14 protein-coding genes and 1 pseudogene are annotated in these 19,535 nt (G+C 67.4%); 5 read left to right on the top strand and 10 right to left on the bottom strand.

Annotated elements, in window-relative coordinates; translation table 11 throughout:
- Positions 1-6: 6 nt before the first annotated feature.
- Entirely contained in the window at positions 7-642 is a 636-nt protein-coding gene (locus ABZ909_RS26100; protein WP_357004117.1) for a TetR/AcrR family transcriptional regulator, read from the bottom strand.
- A gap of 174 nt (positions 643-816) precedes the next feature.
- On the opposite strand from ABZ909_RS26100, the gene ABZ909_RS26095 reads away from it, so the two are divergent.
- Together ABZ909_RS26095 and ABZ909_RS26090 are read left to right on the top strand one after the other, a co-directional pair.
- Positions 817-1,752 carry a metal-dependent hydrolase gene (locus tag ABZ909_RS26095; RefSeq protein WP_357004114.1) on the top strand — a complete coding sequence of 312 codons (936 nt, stop codon included), beginning with the start codon at positions 817-819 and terminating at the stop codon, positions 1,750-1,752.
- The gene (locus tag ABZ909_RS26090) at positions 1,752-2,894 is read left to right on the top strand and encodes a hypothetical protein (RefSeq protein ID WP_357004111.1); all 1,143 of its coding nucleotides are present in this window, start codon (positions 1,752-1,754) and stop codon (positions 2,892-2,894) included. Before ABZ909_RS26095 ends, ABZ909_RS26090 begins: the two co-directional genes overlap by 1 nt.
- A gap of 34 nt (positions 2,895-2,928) precedes the next feature.
- Here the strand turns inward: ABZ909_RS26090 and ABZ909_RS26085 are convergent, their stop codons facing one another.
- From ABZ909_RS26085 to ABZ909_RS26060, 6 genes are all read right to left on the bottom strand, one after another.
- On the bottom strand, positions 2,929-4,596 hold the full coding sequence (locus ABZ909_RS26085) for a BTAD domain-containing putative transcriptional regulator (protein WP_357004109.1): 1,668 nt from the start codon (positions 4,594-4,596) through the stop codon (positions 2,929-2,931).
- A gap of 207 nt (positions 4,597-4,803) precedes the next feature.
- Positions 4,804-5,826 carry an AraC family transcriptional regulator ligand-binding domain-containing protein gene (locus ABZ909_RS26080; RefSeq protein WP_357004106.1) on the bottom strand — a complete coding sequence of 341 codons (1,023 nt, stop codon included), beginning with the start codon at positions 5,824-5,826 and terminating at the stop codon, positions 4,804-4,806.
- A 4-nt stretch (positions 5,827-5,830) separates the two neighbouring features.
- Positions 5,831-6,031, bottom strand: a complete 201-nt coding sequence (locus ABZ909_RS26075; protein WP_357004103.1) for a LysR family transcriptional regulator — start codon at positions 6,029-6,031, stop codon at positions 5,831-5,833.
- 130 nt (positions 6,032-6,161) lie between these two features.
- Positions 6,162-6,563, bottom strand: coding sequence for a hypothetical protein (locus ABZ909_RS26070; RefSeq protein WP_357004100.1), 402 nt, complete (start codon positions 6,561-6,563; stop codon positions 6,162-6,164).
- A gap of 164 nt (positions 6,564-6,727) precedes the next feature.
- Entirely contained in the window at positions 6,728-7,537 is an 810-nt protein-coding gene (locus ABZ909_RS26065; RefSeq protein WP_357004097.1) for an SAM-dependent methyltransferase, read from the bottom strand.
- A 706-nt stretch (positions 7,538-8,243) separates the two neighbouring features.
- Positions 8,244-8,999: a Mut7-C RNAse domain-containing protein gene (locus ABZ909_RS26060; RefSeq protein WP_357004094.1), complete on the bottom strand. Its 756-nt coding sequence runs from the start codon at positions 8,997-8,999 to the stop codon at positions 8,244-8,246.
- A gap of 100 nt (positions 9,000-9,099) precedes the next feature.
- Here ABZ909_RS26060 and ABZ909_RS26055 point away from each other — a divergent pair, with 100 nt between their 5' ends.
- Both ABZ909_RS26055 and bfr read left to right on the top strand, forming a co-directional pair.
- On the top strand, positions 9,100-9,336 hold the full coding sequence (locus ABZ909_RS26055; protein WP_357004091.1) for a (2Fe-2S)-binding protein: 237 nt from the start codon (positions 9,100-9,102) through the stop codon (positions 9,334-9,336).
- 57 nt (positions 9,337-9,393) lie between these two features.
- Entirely contained in the window at positions 9,394-9,873 is a 480-nt protein-coding gene (gene bfr / locus ABZ909_RS26050; RefSeq protein ID WP_357004088.1) for a bacterioferritin, read from the top strand.
- A gap of 160 nt (positions 9,874-10,033) precedes the next feature.
- On the opposite strand, the pseudogene ABZ909_RS26045 reads toward bfr, so the two are convergent.
- Positions 10,034-12,745, bottom strand: a pseudogene (locus tag ABZ909_RS26045) (aminotransferase class I/II-fold pyridoxal phosphate-dependent enzyme); the annotation flags it as partial.
- A gap of 173 nt (positions 12,746-12,918) precedes the next feature.
- Here ABZ909_RS26045 and ABZ909_RS26040 point away from each other — a divergent pair.
- On the top strand, positions 12,919-13,527 hold the full coding sequence (locus ABZ909_RS26040) for a hypothetical protein (protein WP_357004085.1): 609 nt from the start codon (positions 12,919-12,921) through the stop codon (positions 13,525-13,527).
- A gap of 34 nt (positions 13,528-13,561) precedes the next feature.
- On the opposite strand, the gene ABZ909_RS26035 is transcribed toward ABZ909_RS26040, so the two are convergent.
- Both ABZ909_RS26035 and ABZ909_RS26030 read right to left on the bottom strand, forming a co-directional pair.
- Positions 13,562-14,023 carry a DUF1772 domain-containing protein gene (locus ABZ909_RS26035; RefSeq protein ID WP_357004083.1) on the bottom strand — a complete coding sequence of 154 codons (462 nt, stop codon included), beginning with the start codon at positions 14,021-14,023 and terminating at the stop codon, positions 13,562-13,564.
- Between the two features lie 24 nt (positions 14,024-14,047).
- On the bottom strand, positions 14,048-19,534 hold the full coding sequence (locus tag ABZ909_RS26030; protein WP_357004080.1) for a carboxyl transferase domain-containing protein: 5,487 nt from the start codon (positions 19,532-19,534) through the stop codon (positions 14,048-14,050).
- Between the last annotated feature and the right edge of the window lies 1 nt (position 19,535).

The raw sequence follows: 19,535 nt of genomic DNA, 5'->3' as shown, positions 1-19,535 counted from the left end.
GCGCACTCACGACCGCCCGTTCGGCGCACCCGGCACGGTGCTCGCCTGAGCGATGATCGCCGACCCCATCCAGCGGCGCAGGTATCGCCGCAACTCCGCGTCTTCGCGCGGCGGATTGCCCGGCGAGATGAAGAACGACTGCATGGTGCGCAGCAGGAATTCCACCAGCTCGCGCAGGGATTCATCGTCGTAGCCGTAGTGCCGCCAGTCCACGTCGAAGCGTTTGATCATGGTGATGCCGAACGCCTGCGCCTCCGCGGAGGTGATCCCGGCGGGGTCGGCATTGGAGTAGGTGGCGGCCAGCAGGATGCCCAGGTGCGGCGTCCGGCGCACCTCGGCGAGGGTGTAGACGACGCCCTCGGTCATGGCCTCGACCGGATCGGTCATGCCGCTGACCTGTGCGGCCAGCCGATCCAGGAAGTCGTCCACCGAGGCGATGGCCGAGGCCCGCATGAGCGCGTCCGCGCTGGGGAAGTACCGGTACACGGTCTGCCGGATCACCCCGAGCGATTCCGCGACGTCCGCGATGCTGATCTCCGCACCGGTGCGCGCGATCAATTCGACTGCGGCGGAGACGATTCGACGGGACGCCTCCTCGTCGTTCTCCGGCGGACTCCCGCCCCACCCGCGCCTTCTTGCCACGGCCCGACCGTAACACGCGGGATCGGCCCACCCGGTACGGCATACGGTCTGAGCTGGGATTTCTAATCATACACTTGTACGCTCTTGTGTATGTTTGTATGTTCACAGCGGCATCGGAGCGCGCGACCGGGCCACCGGACCCATCCACCTCCGGAAGACGAGGTATCGCCCGACATGACGGATTTGATTGTGCGGAAGCTGACTTTCGCGTTCGAGGAACACGACGTGCCGTTCCTCTGGAATCCCGAGAACCCGGCCTTCTCCAGCATGGCCAACGCGGTGTCGTTCCTGGCCATCGGTTTCGAGAAGATGATCGTGCAGATGATCACGCAGGCCAAACCGCAATTCACCGACCCCGTCGTCGCCGAGGAGGCCGACGCCTTCATGCGGCAGGAGGGTCAGCATTCGACCGCGCACCGCCAGCATGTGCGCGGATTGATCCGCGCCTACCCGGGATTGCAGGAGACCCTCGACGAGGTGGTCGCCGAATTCGACCGGCTCACCGCCGAGACGCCGCTCAGGTACCGGCTGGCCTACACCGCCGATCTGGAAGCCACCTTCACCTCGGTCTTCAAGCTCATGCTGGACAACGAGGCGTCGCTGTTCCGGCCCGGGGACGACCGGGTCGCGTCACTGTTCATCTGGCATTTCGTCGAGGAGGTCGAGCACCGCAGTTCCGCGCTCATCATCTTCGATTCGCTGGTGGGCATCGATCTCTACCGCATGCGGGTGGCGCCGTCCATCTTCCGGCATGTGCTGCGGGTCGTGCGCATCGCCTGCGCGGGGTTCAACAAGCATGTGCCACTGGAGGATCGGAAGATCGACGCCATGTCGATGTTCGCCACCTACCGCTACCGACAACTGCTGGGCAAACTGCTGCCCCGCTTCGCGCTGCCCTACGCGGGCCCGGGCCCGCGGGCCTTCGACGACCTGCCACTGGGCGAGCAGCTCACCGCGCTGCGCGGCATCATCCGCAGCCAGCTGCCCAACCATGATCCGGCACACGAGAACACGCCGGCGCTGGCCGATGTGTGGTTCGAGCGCTACCGCGACGGGTACGACGTCACGCGCTGGTACACCGCGGCGGCGACCGGGGCGGGGGCGAACTGATGGCCGGCCACTGCGCACCCACCTTCGACCAGCTCGCCCGATCGCTCGGCTTCTCCTGCGACACGGCGGGCGGGCTGGTCGAGGTGAGAAACCCGCTGGCGCTGGAGAACTGGACGCTGCCCGTCCTCGAGCTGACCGTGATCCTCGGCTCGGTACTCGCGCTGGTGTGGGCCATCGTGCGGCTGCGCCGGCACGGCGATCCCACCAACCTGGTGCTGTGGTTCGGCGCGACCGCGTACCTGTTCATCATCGAGCCACCCCTGTATTTCCCTGCGGCGTTCGGTATTTCGGGGCATGTGGACACCATGTTCGCGCACAACGTCTTCACGGTGGATTTCCTGTGGGGGCGGTTGCCGCTCTACATCGTGGCGATCTATCCGTTCATGGCGACGCTCGCCTACGAGATCGTGCGCATGCTGGGGGTTTTCCGGACCTACGGTGCGATCGCCGGAGCGGCCTGCGTCGGGTTCGTACACCATGCGTTCTACGAGATCTTCGATCAGATCGGGCCGCAGCTGCGCTGGTGGGAGTGGTCGACCTCGAACCCGCTCAACCAGCCCGTGTTCGATTCGGTACCGCTGCCGAGCGTGGTGGTCTTCGCCGCCCTGTGGCCGATGTCGCTGGCGTTCTGCGTGTACTGGTTCGTCGGCCGCCGCGTCGACGGCGGCGAGCGCTTCACCGGCCTCCAGCTGGTCTGGCGCACCATCGTGATCGGCCTGCTGGCCTCACTGGGAACCTTCATCCTCCCGCTGCCCGCCACCGTGCTCGGAGCCACCAGCACGACCGTCCGCGGCACCGTCTACGCACTCGAACTGATCGTCCTCGCCCTGGCGGCGATCGCGCTGATGTACCGCCAGTGGACCCGCCGGCGACAGCCCGGATCGGCCGGCCCGGCCTACGACAACCGATTCGTCCGCGCCTACAGCGTGGTCTACCTCCTCGTCATGGCCGTCCTGTGGGCCACCGCCCTCTCCGACTTCCTCGACGCCACCGGTGGAGTCACCCGCAACGGCGACCCCATCGGCAACCTCTGGTACACCCTCGCCTGCTTCGCCATCGGCATCCTCTGCGTCGCAGCCGTTTTCACCCTGCCCACGACGGCCGCTTCGGACAAGGAGGAGCATTCAACCGCGAGGGTCTGATCGAATGCCGCATCGGTGCACGCGATCTCGGTGACTACGCGACGCTCTGTTCGGAGCAGACGGTGGAACCGACGAAAGCCCGGATGGTTTCCAGCATTCGATAGCGGCGGCCGTCGAACTCGACCAGGGATTTGTTCACCAGGCGGCTCAGCGGGGGCAGGATGTCGCCGGGGCCGACCTCCTGGAGGGTTTCGAGGGTCGCGCCGTCCGGGAACAGCCAGAGGCGTTGGGCCAGGCGGCGTTCCGGGGCGGCGAGGGTGTCCCAGCTCCATTCGATGGCGGTGTAGAGGGAGCGGTGCCGCTCCACGGCGGACCGTTTGCCGGCCAGCAGGCGGAAGCGGTCGTCGAGGCGGCGGAGGATCTGGGCGGGGGTCATGGTGTGGACGCGGGCAGCGGCCAGTTCCAGGGCCAGCGGGATGCCGTCCAGGCGGCGGCAGATGGCGGCGATCGTCTCGTAGTTCTCGTCGGTCAGGGTGAAGCCGGATCGGACGGCGCGGGCTCGGTCGAGGAACAGATGTACCGCGGCGGAGCCGAGGGCCTCGGCAGGGGCCGATCCGGGCCGGGGCGACGCCAAAGGCCGTACGGGGAACAGGGTTTCGCCATTGATGCCGAGGGGCTCGCGGCTGGTGGCGAGCACCGTCAGGTTGGGGCAGCGGCTGAGCGTGTCCGCGACCAGCTCCGCGATATCCAGCACGTGCTCGCAGTTGTCGAGAATGAGCAGCACCTCGGCGCCGACGGCCGGGCGGTGGATCGGGCAGGCGTGCACCGAATTCGGGTCGGGGTGCAGCCCGAGTGCGGCCAGCAGGTGCTCGCCCGCGGTGGCGGCGTCGCCGATCGCGGCCAGCTCGACCAGGCGGCAGCCGTCCGGCCAGCGGGTGGCCAGGCAGGTGGCGGCCTCCAGGGCGAGGCTGGTCTTGCCGATCCCGCCGGGACCGGTCAGGGTCAGCAGCCGGGTCGAGGACAGCAGGGCCGCCACGTGGTTCAGGTCGGGCTTCCGGCCGATCAGGCTGGTCAGGCGGACCGGCAGGGCGGGCGTGGCCGGAGCTGCGGCGCTGTCGCCACGGTCGAGGGCGAGGACCAGCTCCCGGGACGGCGGCACGCCGAGTTCGCGACGCAGCTGCGTGCGGGTGGCGTCGAAGACCTCCCGGGCCCGGCCGGACTGGCCGGCGGTGGTCAGCGCGTGAATCACCCGCACCGCCAAGGACTCTCGCAACGGCTCGTCGCGGAGTTCCGCCTCGAGGGAGGCGACCAGCTCACGTCCCCGTCCCAGCGCGATATAGGCGTCGGCGCGGGCCTCGACCGCGTGCAGGCGGAGCTGGTTCAGCCGGTCCGCGTGCCAGTACAGGTCCGGATGATCGGCCAGGTCCGCGAAGGCCGGACCGCGCCACAGGCCGAACGCGATATCGAGGGTCCGGGCGGCGGCGCCGGCCTCACCGGCCGCTAACCGGCCGATGCCCTCCTCGGCCAGACGAGTGAAGTGATGCATGTCGATGTCGTCGGCCGCGATGCGCAGCCGGTACCCGCCGCCGTCCGACTCCACCACCGCGTGCTCCGGCAGCACCGCGCGCAGCCGCTTCACCAGTGTCTGCAGAGCATTCGCCGGATCGACCGGCAGGCTGTCACCCCAGATGGCGCCGATCAGCGCGTCACAGGTCGTCGCCCGGCCGGGCTGCAGGGCGAGCAGTGCCAGCAGCGTGCGCACCCGCGAACCACCGACTCGTTTCGTCTGCCCATCGGCCGAAATGCCCACTCCACCAAGGAGCGTTATCTGTCCCACACGTCCCTCGCTCGACATCAACCACTCGATTCGCCCCCGCACCCGTCAGTTTCGTGGGACGACCGGTCCGGCGACGAGGGCTGATTGCGCCAATTACAAGGCAAAAACGTGCCAACCCTGACGACAGCGCCGTCAGTTCCGCCACCGTTCCACCGCGCGGCGAGCCGACCGAAGATCCTTGTAACCGAGCAATTCCGCCTGTTCGGACCGGGTGAGCGAGCCGTACACCGCGGCCTGCTCATACCGCCGGCGCCGGGCGCGCTCGAGCTCGGTGCGCCAGGTCGTGCCGTGCTCGGCCAGTCGCCGCTGCAGCGAGCGGCGGCTCAGGAACAGGCGGGCGGCGACCTGGTCGATGGTGACCGAATCCTCCTCCAGGGCAGCCGAAATGACCAGGCCCAGATGGTCGGTCCAGGTGGCCGCGCGCGGCGGCGCCACGGGCTGGGTGGTGGCCGCGTACCGCTGGAGGATCTCGGCCAGCCGCGGGTCCGCGGTGCGCAGCGGGCGGACCAGATCGGCGGTGCTGACCGTGATGCTGTCCACGGGCGCGCCGAAATCGATGGCGTCGGTGCCGAACAACTCGACCAGCCGGTCGTGGTTGCGCGGGGCCCGCTGGTGGAACGCGATACGGACCGGGTTCACCGGCCCGTCCATGACCAGCCTGCTGCGTGTGAAGATCGCCGCCAGACCCCACTGCGCGGCCAACTCCCGGCCCCGGCCCTCGCCATTGATCATGCCGATGTCGAAGGTGACCTCCTCCTCGGTCTCGAGACCCGGCTCCATTCGGAAGTTCGTAGTGATGGCCCCCAGGTACGTTCCGCACAGTTCCAGCCCCGCCCCCAGCGTCGGCGCGGTGCTGAAAAGGTAGTCGTACAAACCCACTTGGCCCAGGACGTACCGCTCGGCGATCTCGAGCGCCGCATCCGGGTTACCGAGCCCGTGCTCGACCACCTCCCACGTGCGCAGGTATCCGGCGCTGGGGACGCGATACTCCTCGCCGTCGCTCAGCGTCCACGTGGGTACCCCCGAGTCCCGGGTGAGCTGTCGCGGTTCCAGTCCCGCCGAAACCGCGTGCCGCAGTATCGATTGCGGCAGCCGGACATTGTCGGTCGCCTCGGCCTGCACGCGGGGCTCCTCCCCCGCCGATACCGCAACCACCGGCCTACCTCCCTACCTCGCGCACATGCGAGGTGAGCCGCACCCGGCGGGTGGTGCGTTCGAACAGCGGCGCACCGACATTGCGCTCGAGTTTGCGGAGTCTGGCCGATGCGCCCGTGGTCGATCGCAGGCGCTGGGCCGTCCGCCCGAAATGCCGTTCCTCCGCGAGAATCAGGAAGGCCTCGGGTTCGAGACGGTCGACCATGCCTGCCAATCGTTGAGCTGAAGTGAACGCTGCTGTTCAGCATAGTTGTTCAGCCCAACGGCCGGGTTGGTGCCAGGGGTTGAGGTATCCCTCGGAACCTGCGAGGCAGGCAGGACGAACTCGTCCGGTGCTACTGGGCGAAGCAGGTGCTGCCCAGGTTGACCCCGGCGCCGCCGACCTGCACGGTCGTGGTCGCGGGCGCCTGGTCACCGGTGGTGAACAGGGCCGTGATGACGTGGGTACCGGTGGTGGACGGCGTCCAGGCCAGCGAGGCGGTATTGCCGGAGACCTGGAGGTTCTGGTTGCTGCGGATCGGATAGTCGTTGTCCATGAAGGTGATCCGGTAGGCATCCTCGTCCACGGTGGCGGACACCTGGTAGCTGCAGCCGGTGCCGTAGCCACCGCCCAGACCGGGGGCGACGGTGACCGCGGTGATGGTGTGCGCCGAGGCCTGCGGCGCGGCGACGACCAATCCGGCGGCGAGGGAGGCGAAGACTGCGATCGGGGCGATGCGGTGCGCGGTATTCGGCACGGTTGACTCCTTCAATTGGTACGGATGTCGATGCGGTGGAACGGCTTTCATATAACCGGACGGCCACCGACGCTTCGCACGCCGCCCTGCCCCCAGTCTGCGAGACCGTCCTGGCGAACCGCTGTCAGCACACTGGCACCGCCGGGACCCTATCCGGCGATGGCCTAGGGCTTCCTGCCCACGGCGCCGTAGAGCGACACGACCTTGTCGTGGCCGGGTGGATGGTCGATGCCCTCGCTCCGCCAGCGATGGATCACCGCTACGCCGGGAGCCACCAGTTCCAGGCCGCCGAACAGGCGCTCGACCTCGGCACGGGTGCGGGGCCGGACGGGAATTCCGCGATCGATGTAGACCTGTAGCAGGCGGGCCATGCCATCGGGGTCCGAGTCGCCGTCGTCGAAGTCCGTTGTCACATGCGAGATCGCGAGGTAGGAACCCGGTGCCAGCGGCTCCATGAGGGTCTCGACGATATCGTGGACGTCGCCGGGCACGAAGTGGAGCAGGGCCATCAGGGAGACGGCCACCGGCTGCGAAAGATCCAGTGTTTCCAGCAGTTCCGGCGCGGCGAGGATATCCCGCGGGCGCGCGGCGTCGGCCTGGACGTAGGCGGTGCGGCCCTCGGGTGAGCTCACCAGCAGTGCTCGTGCGTGCGCGAATACCAGCGGATCGTTGTCGACGTACACCACCCGGGACTCCGGCGCCAGTTCCTGCGCGACCTGGTGCAGATTCGGCTCCGTCGGGATGCCCGTGCCGATGTCGAGAAACTGCCGAATCCCCTGCCCGGCGACAAAACGCGTGGCATGCCGCATGAACTCACGATTGGTGCGCGCGGTCACCCGAACCGCCGGAAACTCCTGCAACGCCTTTTCTGCGGCATCACGATCCGCCTCGTAATTGTCCTTGCCGCCGAGGAAGTAGTCGTACATACGAGCCGAGTGCGGCACGTCGGTATGCAGATCGATCTGACCGGACATCGGCAAGTCCCCTGGGCGCTGAGATCTGAAACCCGTATACCGCAGGTATACCCCAGCCGGTCATTCCACACGACACGATCACGAACAAGTTACACAGCGGGGTTCAGGGTGGGCGCTCGTCCCCGATCCAGCTTGCCGCGCCTCATGTGGTGAATCGGGCAGCTGCCCACTATGCGACGCGTCGGCATCCGCCGGCTGGTTGTCGTGCTGGCGGCGCTGACGGGGCGAGTGCTGTTGCAGAATGCGCACGACACCGCGGCGACGGTATGCGGATGTTGCGACGGCGGGCGTCGGCGCCTGTGCGGCGATGAAAACCGGCGGCGATCATCCGATGCCCGCGCCTCGCTATCACGAGATTGTGATCGACGCGGCGCATCCGGTCGCGCAGGTGAGTGCGACGCCACTGGAGAAACGACGGCGCGCCGACCCCGATGGTCGCCGCGCCGTCGTACATTTGCCCCCGAACAGATCAGTCCCCGGTAGTCCCTATCGAAATCTCGAGTCCCAGTCGTCGCTGACCACTCGATTTTCCAATCGACTTGCCGGGGGCCTGGCCGAATCCTGTGGGTACCGTCGCTCACTTTGATGGACGTCTCCATCGCCATTGCGACGTTCTCCGGTGTTTCGGTGTATACACAAGTCTCCTCCACCTTTGCCCGGAGTCAATACATGCGGGCAATTCGATGGCAAGTTTTTTTCCGGCCCGCTACGCCGACCCGATCGCGGCGCGGATTCGGGCGACGAGGTAGTTCAGGCGAGGCTGATGCGAACCCTCCCAATAAATCCGGCCGCAATCCGGGCACTGGCGGAAAGTGTCGTAATAACGGCGGGTGAGGGGCTGGAGCCGATCGATGATGTCCTGCTTGGGCACGTCGGCGAGCAGGCCGCCGCAGCGCGGGCAACGGGTGAAGGGGGCCAGCCGATCGGCCAGGTCGAGGCGGCGGATCACCTCCACTATCTGGTCGAATGGCCGGTCCGAGCGAACGAATACGCCGTGAGTCACGTTGCGGCGCTTCAGAAGTCCGCGGTCGCGGGTGAGCAGGATGCGATTCTCCGCGGCGGCTGTCGCGGCCAGAGTGGCGTCGTCGGCGTCCCACTCACAGCGAGCGTCGAGTCCCATCAGTCGCAGCAACGGCGCGAGCCCGCCGAGATTGACGTCGACGACGAAACGCGGATCACGCAGCGGATGGGGACGCACCCGGGTCAGCGGCCCGATATCCAGCGTCTCGAACATCGGGTAGGCGACGAGCCGATCGCCGGGCTGCGGGTGGTGGCCGAAGCCGACGGATTCGCCGTTCACAAGGATCAGGTCGACCTCGGTATGCGGGATACCGGCAGCCTCGACGACATCTTTCACGGTCTGATGGGGACGGATCGGCCGAGGCTGCGCCGCGTACCGGACGTCCTGATGCAGGAAGTCGTTCAGCTCGGCGTACACGCGCAGTTGGACACTGGCGGTCATACGACCATTGTCGGCGCCACCCGCGCAGCGGCCACACCGAGTTTGCCGGCTTCCCGATTCCCCCATACGGTGCTATAAATTAGGGGAGGCTTACCTCTAGATGGTAAGCCGCTTCGGAAATCACTCCTGCCAGCGAGGCCCGCCCGTGTATGTCTGCATTTGCAACGCCGTCTCCGAAGACGATGTGCACGACTGCGTTTCGAGTGGCGCCCACTCCATCCGACAGGTGAAGCGCGCGTGCGGCTGGCGGCCGGGCTGCGGCAACTGCGCGACGCGACTGGCGGAGGTTTTCAGCCAGGCCCGGGCGTCGTCCGGCGTCGAGTCGTCGGCGGCCTGAGCCGACACGCACGCTCACACCTCGCCACCTCGTGTGATCTGTGCCACTATCACGCCCATGAAGGGCGACAAGGACATCATTGCACTGCTCAATGACCAGCTGACGGCCGAACTCACCGCGATCAACCAGTACTTTCTGCATGCCAAGATGCAGGAGCACTGGGGCTTTCCGAAGCTGGCCCAGCACACCCGTCATGAGTCGATCGACGAGATGCGGCACGCGGAAATCCTCACCGATCGAATCCTGTTTCTCGACGGGCTTCCCAACTATCAGAAACTCGGCCTGCTCCGTATCGGACAGACCGTCGCCGAACAGCTACAGGCCGATCTGCAGATCGAAATCGACGCCGTCAACCGGCTTCGCCCGGGCATCGAGCTGATGCGCTCGCGAGGCGATGCGACCTCGGCTCGCCTCTTCGAGCAGATCCTCGAGGACGAAGAGCAGCATGTCGACTACCTGCACACCGAACTCGACCTCCTCGAGAAGCTCGGCGAACCGCTCTATCTCCAGCGCTACACCGACACCCCGCAAGACTGACCCGCACCTCTGATCACAACCTCGGGTGAGCCGCGACCACCCCGCCCGGCCCGTTCCGTCGTCGGACAGCTCACGAGACCCTTCCGACGGTGGCCGACACGCGCGTCGGAGGGACAGTCGGCGCACCGTTGGCCGTGGCGGCACCCAGGCGCCGGGCCGTGAGCCGCGCGAGCGCGGCCTCGGTGAAGACCGACAACCCCAGGTCGGGGTTGTAGCCGTGGATTTCCTTGACGTCGAGCTCGGCCAGGAAATAGAGGATCTCCCGTGAGATCACCTGACCCGGAACCAGCACCGGGAAGCCGGGCGGGTAGGGCACGACGAAAGTCGTGGACACCAGGGTCTTTCCATGGGCGAGCCGGCGCCCGGCCTCGCCGAGCAGGACGTGTTCGCGGTCGGACTCCTCGTATCCGGCGTAGAAGGCCGATCGCATGTCGCCGAACGAGCTTGCGCCGTCGGGACGAAACGCGGTGTCGAACTCGCTGAAGTCGGGCAGCGCGGGCAGATCCTTGGTGATCGCGTCGACGCGGCGCAGATGCAGGGCGCGATCGGCCTTGCCTGCCGCGCTCTCGCTGCGCTCGAAGTCGGTGGCGATCCGTCGCAGCACGTCGAGCAGGTACTGCACGCTCGACCAGGTGACGCCGATCGTGAAGATCAACAGCACACTGTTGATCGAGGTCTTGTTGATCTGGATGCCGAACCGGTCCATCAGGATCTTCCCGCGGAACTCGTATCCGTTCATGCCGGTCTTACCGATGAACAGGGTGACCCGTGTCGCGTCGAGCACGAACTGATCGGACCGCCACGCCTCGTTCCACTCGGCCAACCCACCCTGCCTGACCTGCCGGTACGAGCTGACTTCGGAGGCCCGGAACTCCTCGGGCACCAGGTCGGCCTCGTCCAGGATGCGGAACCACTTACCGATCAGCCGGTCCTTGCGGACCCGGTGACGGAAGACCAGCGCCATGTCGTAGACGTTCCGGACCAGCTGAAAGCCCTCGATGTCGACCTGCCGGCGCGCCAGGTCCAACGACGCCAGGAGTTGCTGGTTCGGCGACGTCGAGGTGTGAGTCAGGAACGCCTCGGTGAACGTCTCGCGGACGAGGGCTGCGAAATCCTGGTCGCGGACATGGATCATCGACGCCTGCCGAAGCGCCGACAGCGACTTGTGGGTGGAATGCGTCGCGTACACGCGCACCCGCGCGCGCCCGGGGTCGGGAAGTAGCCGGTGGTCGACCCACTCGGCACGGTCCACGCCCTCCATCGACGCCTTCCACCGGCGGTACTCCTCGGCGTACCCGGGCGAGGACAATGTCGATTCGAGTTGCTCGGCGGCGACCATCGCGGTCCGCTGCCGTGCCCACGGCACGGCGGTCGCGAACGCGTACCACGCCTCGTCCCAGAGGAAGCAGATATCCGGCTTGATCGCCAGGACCTCCTCCATCACCCGCCGGGGGTTGTAGACGATGCCATCGAAAGTGCAGTTGGTGAGCAGCAGCATGCGCACTCGGTCCAGGAGCCCGGCAGCCTCGAGGTCCAGCAACGCCTTCTTGATGGTGTGCAGGGACACCGCTCCGTAGATCGCGAAGGGCGCGAGTGGGTATGCGTCCAGGTACATCGGGTACGCGCCGGCGAGCACCAGGCCGTAATGGTGCGACTTATGGCAATTGCGGTCGATCAGAACGATGTCGCCCGGCCGGGTCAGGGCCTGCACGACAATCTTGTTCGCGGTGGATGTTCCATTGGTGACGAAGTACGTCCGGTCGGCGCACCACGTCGCGGCGGCTTTGTCCATGGCCGCCCTGATCGTGCCGTGCGGGTCCAGCAGCGAGTCCAGCCCGCCGGAGGTGGACGACGTCTCCGCCATGAAGATGTTGCGGCCGTAGAACTCGCCCATGTCCTGCAACGACTTGGAGTTGAAGATGCTGGCGCCGCGCGCGACGGGAAGGGCGTGGAATTGGCCGACCGGTGCGGCCGCATAGGCCCGCAGAGCGTCGAAAAACGGTGTGGCGAACCGGCTCCGGATGCCGGCGAGCACTGTGCTGTACAGGTCGGTGACATCGTTGAGCCGATAGAACGTGCGATCGTAGACGTCCAGCTCGCCCTCGGTCTCCGCGGCGATCGACTCGTCGGTCAGCAGATACAGGTCGATATGAGGCCGCAGCTTCCTGATCCACTCACCACATTCGACCCAGTCGTGGGTGCGGTCGGTCACGACCACGTCCTCGTTGGCGCCGAGCAACGTGTTCATCAACGGCACCCGGTCGCGTGAACGCAGCGGCAGGTCATGCCGGATGATCGCCGCCTGAATCTCGCCGTTCAACGCGACAGCGGTGATGGCATCCTCGATGCTCGCGACGACGAGCAGCTCGAACTGCACATCGTCGGACGGGTCGCGAAGCGCCCGCAGGCTCTCCGCCAGGCTCTCGGGAGCTCCGGGCGGGGAATCGTCGCCGAGCACGACGGTATAGAACTGCTGCTGTTTGGTCCGAGCAACGAGTTCCTGATCGGCCAATGGCGCGGATGTGTCGAACAGAGCCGTGCGGTCGCCGTACTCGGAGAGCAGGCGCACGGCCAACGACACCTCCTCGGTGAGCCGCGCCGTGGCGAGGTCGGCGACATATCTGTGAAACGCCGCCAGTCTCTCTGCTCCCGGATACAGCCAGTACCGCTCGTAGGCGCCGAGACGATCGAGGAGACGTCGCACCACGGCGGCTTCGTGTGTGGTGTCCTGACCGGCATGGTCGACATCGGCCAGCTGACGGCACGCGTCGTCGAGCAGATTCCACGTATCGATTCGCGAGTACGACGGATTTGCTACCGCCGCCAGCGCGGAAACACTGAGCCGCTTCGGTCGCTCACCATCTCGGTGCATGTCAGTTCCGCCCCAATCAGCGCAGACGAGGTGGGTCTGTCGAACACGACAGATCGCTCTGGAACAGTCATCCCTGCACTTATTGTGTCCCGCCGCCGAGCAAATTCCTAGCTGACGTTCGGTGGCTGTGCACCGCGACCAGGTTGCCCTGCGGCGACGCGCGAGGCGATGCCGTGAATATCGCATCTCGGGTTGTTTACTGGCAGGGTGCTGGTTCAGGGCAGTCGTCAGCACGCCGCCGACCTCGACGCACACAGGAATCACTCGATGCACGCCGGAATCGAATGCGAGGAGGGCCAGTGACGAACAATGTGATTCGCCGGGTTGCAGGCGTGGTCGGCAGGCTGGGTTTCGCGAGTGCAATGGCGGGTGCGTCGGTGCTGGAGCAGCACGCCGTCGCTCGCGCCGCGGAGACGACCACGTTCCAGTTCCCAATGATTGAAGTATCCCAATCATGGGGTGTTCCAACGCAATTCACGATCTACTTGACGGCGACCGTCGGCGACCAACCGGGAGTCACCACCTTCGGTGTCGCCACTCCACCACCGTTCGACGGCGGCAGCATGCTCGACTCGGCCGCCCGGATCCGGTGGGCGAACCTGACGACCGGAGCATCGGGTGTGATCGACATGGCAATTCGAGAAACAGCGCAGCAGCCCTGCGACTGTGCCCCGGTACCGGTGCCGGTGTTCACCGGGGCAGGCCGGATCGTCGCTGCCGCCACCGCCGACGGCGTAGCCATCAACGTCTCCTCGGGGCTCGGTACGTTCACGACTCCTTGAGACCCTCGATCTCCGCGAAACGCCAGACGCTCGGTCAGCCCAGTTGGGTGGCGATCTCGGCGGAGAGGAGGATGAAGCCGATCAATAGCAGCCACGAACGCAATCCCTGGAAGAACTCCCATCTGTTGCGGATCTGCTTCCAATGCTCCGGCGGCGCTTCGGCATTCCATCGTGCCGTGGACAGGTTGATGGGGACGTTGAAGATGATCGTCGAGATGATCGCTGCCGTGAAGGAGGTCGCCGAGGCCACGCCGAGTGCGCGGGAGGCCCCGCCGAGGTGCCAGACGTCGACCGCGTAGCTCACGCCGATGATCACGGTGATGATCATCAAAGGCGGCATGACCCGGCCGAATGTCCTCAGCAGGCCCTGCTCGACCTGGAGGTGCTCGGTCCGGGGCAGGCGTCGCACCACCGGGTGGACGAATGCGTAGGAGCCGAATTCGGCGCAGGCGGTGAAGCCGGTGAGCACCAGGGCGGCGAATGCGAACCAGTTCATGGCGGCCTCTCGGATCGGTGTCGGTTACTCGGGGCGGGTCGCGAGCGCGGCCGCGATGCGCGGCCGCAACTCGGCAGCGGGGATGACGGCATCGACCGAGCCGACGGCGACGGCCCGCTGAATACTGTGGACCTCGTCGAACTCGGCGGCCACGGCCGACAGATGTTCGGCGCGCAACCGGGTTCGCAGGTCGGCCAGCTCGGTGACCAGTTCGGCGCGCTTCCCGGCGTCATCGGTGGCGTCGATGCGCTGCCGGAGTCCGCGGATGCGTGGGTCGTCGGCGGTGCGGGCGTCGACGGTGCGGGCGAATACCACGGCAGCGGCGGGGGCGCCGCCGATCACCGAGGCGAAGGAACCCTCGACGGCCAGGACCGTCATGCCGGGGTTGAGTGCCTTGGAGAAGACCACGAACGCGCCGCCGTGATAGCGGGAGATCACGCAGAACACGATGCGTCCATCGAAATTCACTATGGCGCGGCCGATTTCGGCGCCGTACTCCAGCTGCAACCGCCGCATCGATTCCGGGGAGCCGTCGAAACCGGACAGGTTCGCCAGCACCACCACCGGGCGATTGCCGCTCGCGGCGTTGATGGCGCGGGCCACCTTCTTCGATGACAGCGGGAAGAGCGTTCCGGCGGTGAAGGACTCGGGTCCGTCGGCGGGCGGGAATCCGTGGCGGGCGACCTGCGCGGATTCGATGCCGATCAGGCAGACCGACCGACCGGCGACGCGGGCGTCGGTCACCACGGCGGTGTCGGCCTCCGCCATGTCCGCCCACCGCTCCGAGATCGGCTGGTCCTGGTCCGAAACCGCTTGCAGAACAGCGCGAATCGAGAAGGGCTTCTTCCGGTCCGGGTTGGTGGCCGGACTGAAGATGTGACCCACGGTGGTGAAGTCGCTGTCCGGGTGGCGGTGCGGGAACTCGGTCACATCCCGGGTGACCGGGTCGGCGGTCGCGGCCCGGCGCGGGCCGGACTCACCCGCGGCGACATACGAGTGCTCGTAATGACTGATCAGAATAGCTTGTGCGGCAGCAAGATTGGGCGCAAAGTACTGGGACTGGCCATTGGGGCCCATGACGCGGGCATACCCGCCGATACCGAAGTTGTCCTCGGCGGATACACCGCCGGAGAAGTCCAGCGACTGCTTACCGGTCAGCACCATGGCGCTCGCGGGGGTCATCACGAGAATTCCCCTGGTGTGCATCAGCATGGTGGCCTCGGCGTTCCAATATGGCTGCGCGCCAACATTGATGCCCGCTACAACGATATTGATCTCACCGCCGGCCTGGGTGAACTGGACGATACGGCGCAGCACCCGGGCGACCCAGTCCATGTTCTCGGTCCCGGAAGCCATCGAGATGCGGGCGCCCGACGACAGGGCGTACCACTCCAACGGCACCCGTCGGCGTTGCGCCAACTCCAGCGCGGCATCGATACGGGCGCATTCGGGTTCACCGAGCGCGCCGAGTTCGCGGTAGGGGTCGCCGAGCAGCACGATCCGTTGCACCCCTTCCGGATGCAATTCGGTCGGCGTGGACACCGCGCCGACGACGATTCCGGCCCGGTTCCGGCCACGGGGCCGGTCGACCTCGATCAGCGCGGTGCCGTCGGAGTCGAGGTCGAGCTCGGTGAAACTGCCGCCGGCCCCGCGCACGAGGTCGACCAGCTCGTAGGGATAGATCGCCCCGCGGCGGCGCACGCGCAGCACCTTCTGGTCGTAATCCGCCAGCGGCGCCAGCGGTTCGGCGGGCGGCGCATCGACGGTGACCTCGGTGCCACCGGTCAGGTCGTAGCGGAATCGGGTGACCTGGAAATCGTAGGAGCCGTCCGGCTGACGTACGCGGCCGTGGACCACCACCTCCTGAATGCCCGCCCGCACGATCTGGGGCGCGGTGGCGTGCAGCCAATCCGCCAGTGCCGCGATGTCGACATCGATCACCGGCCGGATGTCGAGCCACACGTGGTTCAGTTCCAGACGCGTACCGACCGGATCCAGTTCCCGCTGCGCCTGTGCCACCACCTCCACGCAGGCATTGAGCACGGTTTCCGCACCACGCACCGTGATGATCGCGCCGGCGCCGTCGCGCACCGGCTCGAAGCGGCGCACCTGAGCCATGGCGACCAGCCGCTGATCGGAGGGATTCTCCTTGGCCACCAGGTGATAGGCGGCCATGTCGGGCGGTGTCGGCAGGCGGTCGAGATGGAAATTGCGCAGTCGCCACAGGTGCAAGCGGCGCCCGACCAGCGGGTGCACACCACGAATCACGGTGTCCTCCACCAGATCACCGGTGCGGCGGCGGAAGGTGAAGTGCTCCAGCGGAGCGCCGTCCGGCGGCGCCAGCGCGACCGTGATCCGCCGAGTGTGCGGCGCCAATCCGGTGCCGCGCAGTGCCGTGAGCAGATCGGCCGCTCGTTCCTCGATCGAGTCCGGTGCGTCGGGCCAGTACAGCAGTAGATCGATGACATGGACGTGGTCGGCGGGCGAGCCGTCGAGCAGCCCGCACAGTGCGGTCACCAGCACGCCGGTCGGACCGTCGCGCAGGTCGCTCACGCGTGCCACGGTGGCGACGCAGGTGGTCGGAACGGTATTACGGGGCCGCAGTTCCAGCCGGTAATCGCACACCGCGAAGGCGCGTCCCGCGATCGTAACCGTGCGCACACTCCGCAGCTGCTGTTCGCCGTAGCGGCGGCGGCACATCACTTCCAGGAGCGGATCCACGGGGGCGTGCGTGTCACGCCGCAACCGGGCCACCACGATTCGGTCCAGCGACTCCGGAATATCGGCGATGGCAGTGATCCGCCGCGTCCGCTCCGGCGAGTCCGGAATGCTCGCCAGGGCGCGCAGTTCATCCGGGATGCCGGCCAGCATGGCGGCGCGAGCCGCCTCGGACTCGGGATGCAGATACCAGCGGAACTGGACGCTGCGGGCCAGTTCGGCCAGGACCGGCATGCGTGCGCCCGCGACCCTGATCAGCCGTTCCAGGGCGTTCCGCACCGCCGGATCGGCGTCCGGGCGCGGCTCGGTCAGCCACACCTTGAGCAGTTCCTGCACCGCCCGGGTGGCGTCGTCGAATCGCTTGCCCGCGAGGACGATCCGATACACCGCTTGCTCCAGTTGGGGTGTGCGGTCGAAGCCGTCGACCCCGTAGCGGAGCAATCCTGCCGTCAGGGCCTGCCGGAATCCGGCGGACAGCGCCCCGCGCCGGACGTCCAGGCTCTGCAGGTAGACGTGCAGCTGCTCTCGTCGGCTGCGGTGCGAGTCCTCTTCGGGCGCCGGGTCCGACACTTCGGCCATGTCACAGAAGGCATCGATCACCTCGGCCTCGGCGATCAGCGGCGCGAACTGGGCCGCCACGAGATCGTTGCGCCCGCGGAGATAGCGGGTCAGCGCGGAATCGGACTCGGTGACGTGATCGAAACCCAGTATCGTGCAGGACAATTCCTGCAACGCGCGCAGCGCGGTCGCCGACGGGGAGTGATCGTCGGCGAGGACCGGTAGCACCTGGTCCGCTGGTTCCTGCGGGGCCGCGTCGGACGCCTCGCCCATCGGCTCCAACCGAGCCATCAGTGTTCCGGTGGTCACCTGAGAGCCGACGGAGACCAGCAGCGCCCGCACCCGCGCGTCGAACGGCGCCGGCAGCACCGTCTCCATCTTCATGCTCTCCAGCACCACAACCGGTGCTCCGGCGGCGATTTCGTCGCCGGCGGCGACCGGCGTGGCGACCACCAGCGCCGGGGCGGGCGCGCGCACGGCGCCGCCCTCGTCCCGGCTCACGCGATGGGCGACACCGTCGACCTCCACCACATGCGCGGTGCCGTGAACGGCCGTGACGATGCGGTAGGTACGGTCGCCGACGGTCAATCGGCTCGAATAGCGATCACGCCGCTCCACGGAGGCGTCGAATCCGATGCCGTCGATGGTGATCCGGTAGCGGTCGGCGCCGGTCCGGGCCGCGACCGTGCGATGGGTGCGGCCGGAGAGCTTGACCTCCACCGCCCGTACGGCCTCGTCGAGGACCTGGGGGCGACCGCCGCGGCCGGTTTCCCACAACCTGGCCCGGCGCGCCTGCTCGCCCTCCTCGTAGCCGGCGATCGCCGCCGCCGCCAATGCGATTCCGGCCTGCTGAGCGGGGACGAGACCGCCTTCGCCGCGGACGCGGTCCACCCAGCGGGTGTCGGCGGTGGCGTCGATCACCTCGGCGGCTTCCAGGAGCGACATCAGCAGGCTCTTGTTGGTCGCGCCGCCCTCGATCACCACCGTGGTCTCGGCGACCGCGCGCCGCAGCCGCGCCAGCGCCTCGTCCCGATCCCGGCCGTAGGCAATGATCTTGGCGATCATCGAGTCGAAATCCGGTGGGATCTCATCGCCTTCGATCACGCCGGTATCGATGCGGATGCCCGGTCCGGCCGGCCAGCGCAGCAGTTCGATCCGACCGGGTGCGGGCGCGAAATCGCGGTCGGCGTCCTCCGCGTTGAGTCGAGCCTCGACCGCGTGGCCGCGCTCGGCCGGGCGCTCACCACGCAGCGGCAGTCCGGCGGCCACTTCGATCTGCGCCTTGACCAGGTCGATGCCGGTCGTCAGTTCGGTGACGGGGTGCTCGACCTGCAACCGGGTGTTGACTTCCAGGAAGGCGAACAACCGCTCCTGGGGCTGGTAGAGGAATTCCACCGTGGCCGCGCCGCAGTAGCCGACGGCGAGCGCCAGCTGCTCGGCCGAATTCTTCACTGTCGCAATCTGTTCCGAATCCAGCAGCGGCGAGGCGGATTCCTCGATGATCTTTTGATTGCGGCGCTGGATGGAGCAGTCGCGCACGCCGAGCGCCCAGGCCGTGCCATGCGCGTCGGCGATGACCTGCACCTCGATGTGCCGGGCGCCGTTTACCAGACGCTCGAGAAAGACCGTCCCGTTGCCGAACGACCGGAGCGCCTCCTGGCTGGTACGGGTGTATGCCTCCCGGAGCTCCTGCGGCGAGGCGACGATCCGGATCCCGCGCCCACCGCCGCCCGCGGTCGCCTTGAGCATGAGGGGATAGCCGATTTCCTCCGCCTTCTCCAGGGCGGCCGGCAGCGAGTCGACCGGCCCGCGGCTCCAGGCCGCGACCGGTACCCCGACCTGTTCGGCCAGCAGCTTGGCGCCGATCTTGTCGCCCAGCGCACGCATGGCCGCGGCGGTGGGACCGAGGAATGTCACCCCGAGCCGGTCGCACAGCTCGACGAAGGCCGGGTCCTCGGCAACGAAACCCCAACCGGCCCACGCGGCGTCGGCGCCGGTCGCGGTCAACGCCCGCTCCAGGACGGCGAGGTCCAGGTAGGGCCGCGCGGACGCCGGTCCGAGACAGTAGGACTGATCCGCGTCGCGAACGAATCCCGCGTGGCGCTCGCCATCGGTGTACAGCGCGACGGTCTGTAGTGGTTCGCGATCTCGGTGCTCGGCATTGAACTCCCGGACCGCATGAATCAGGCGGCGAGCCGCCTCCCCACGGTTGACGATGGCGATGCGCGTGAACATG

The organism is Nocardia sp. NPDC046763 (genome assembly GCF_040645495.1).
In the GTDB taxonomy this organism is placed as follows: Bacteria; Actinomycetota; Actinomycetes; order Mycobacteriales; family Mycobacteriaceae; genus Nocardia.
This window is presented reverse-complemented; position numbering and strand designations above follow the sequence as displayed.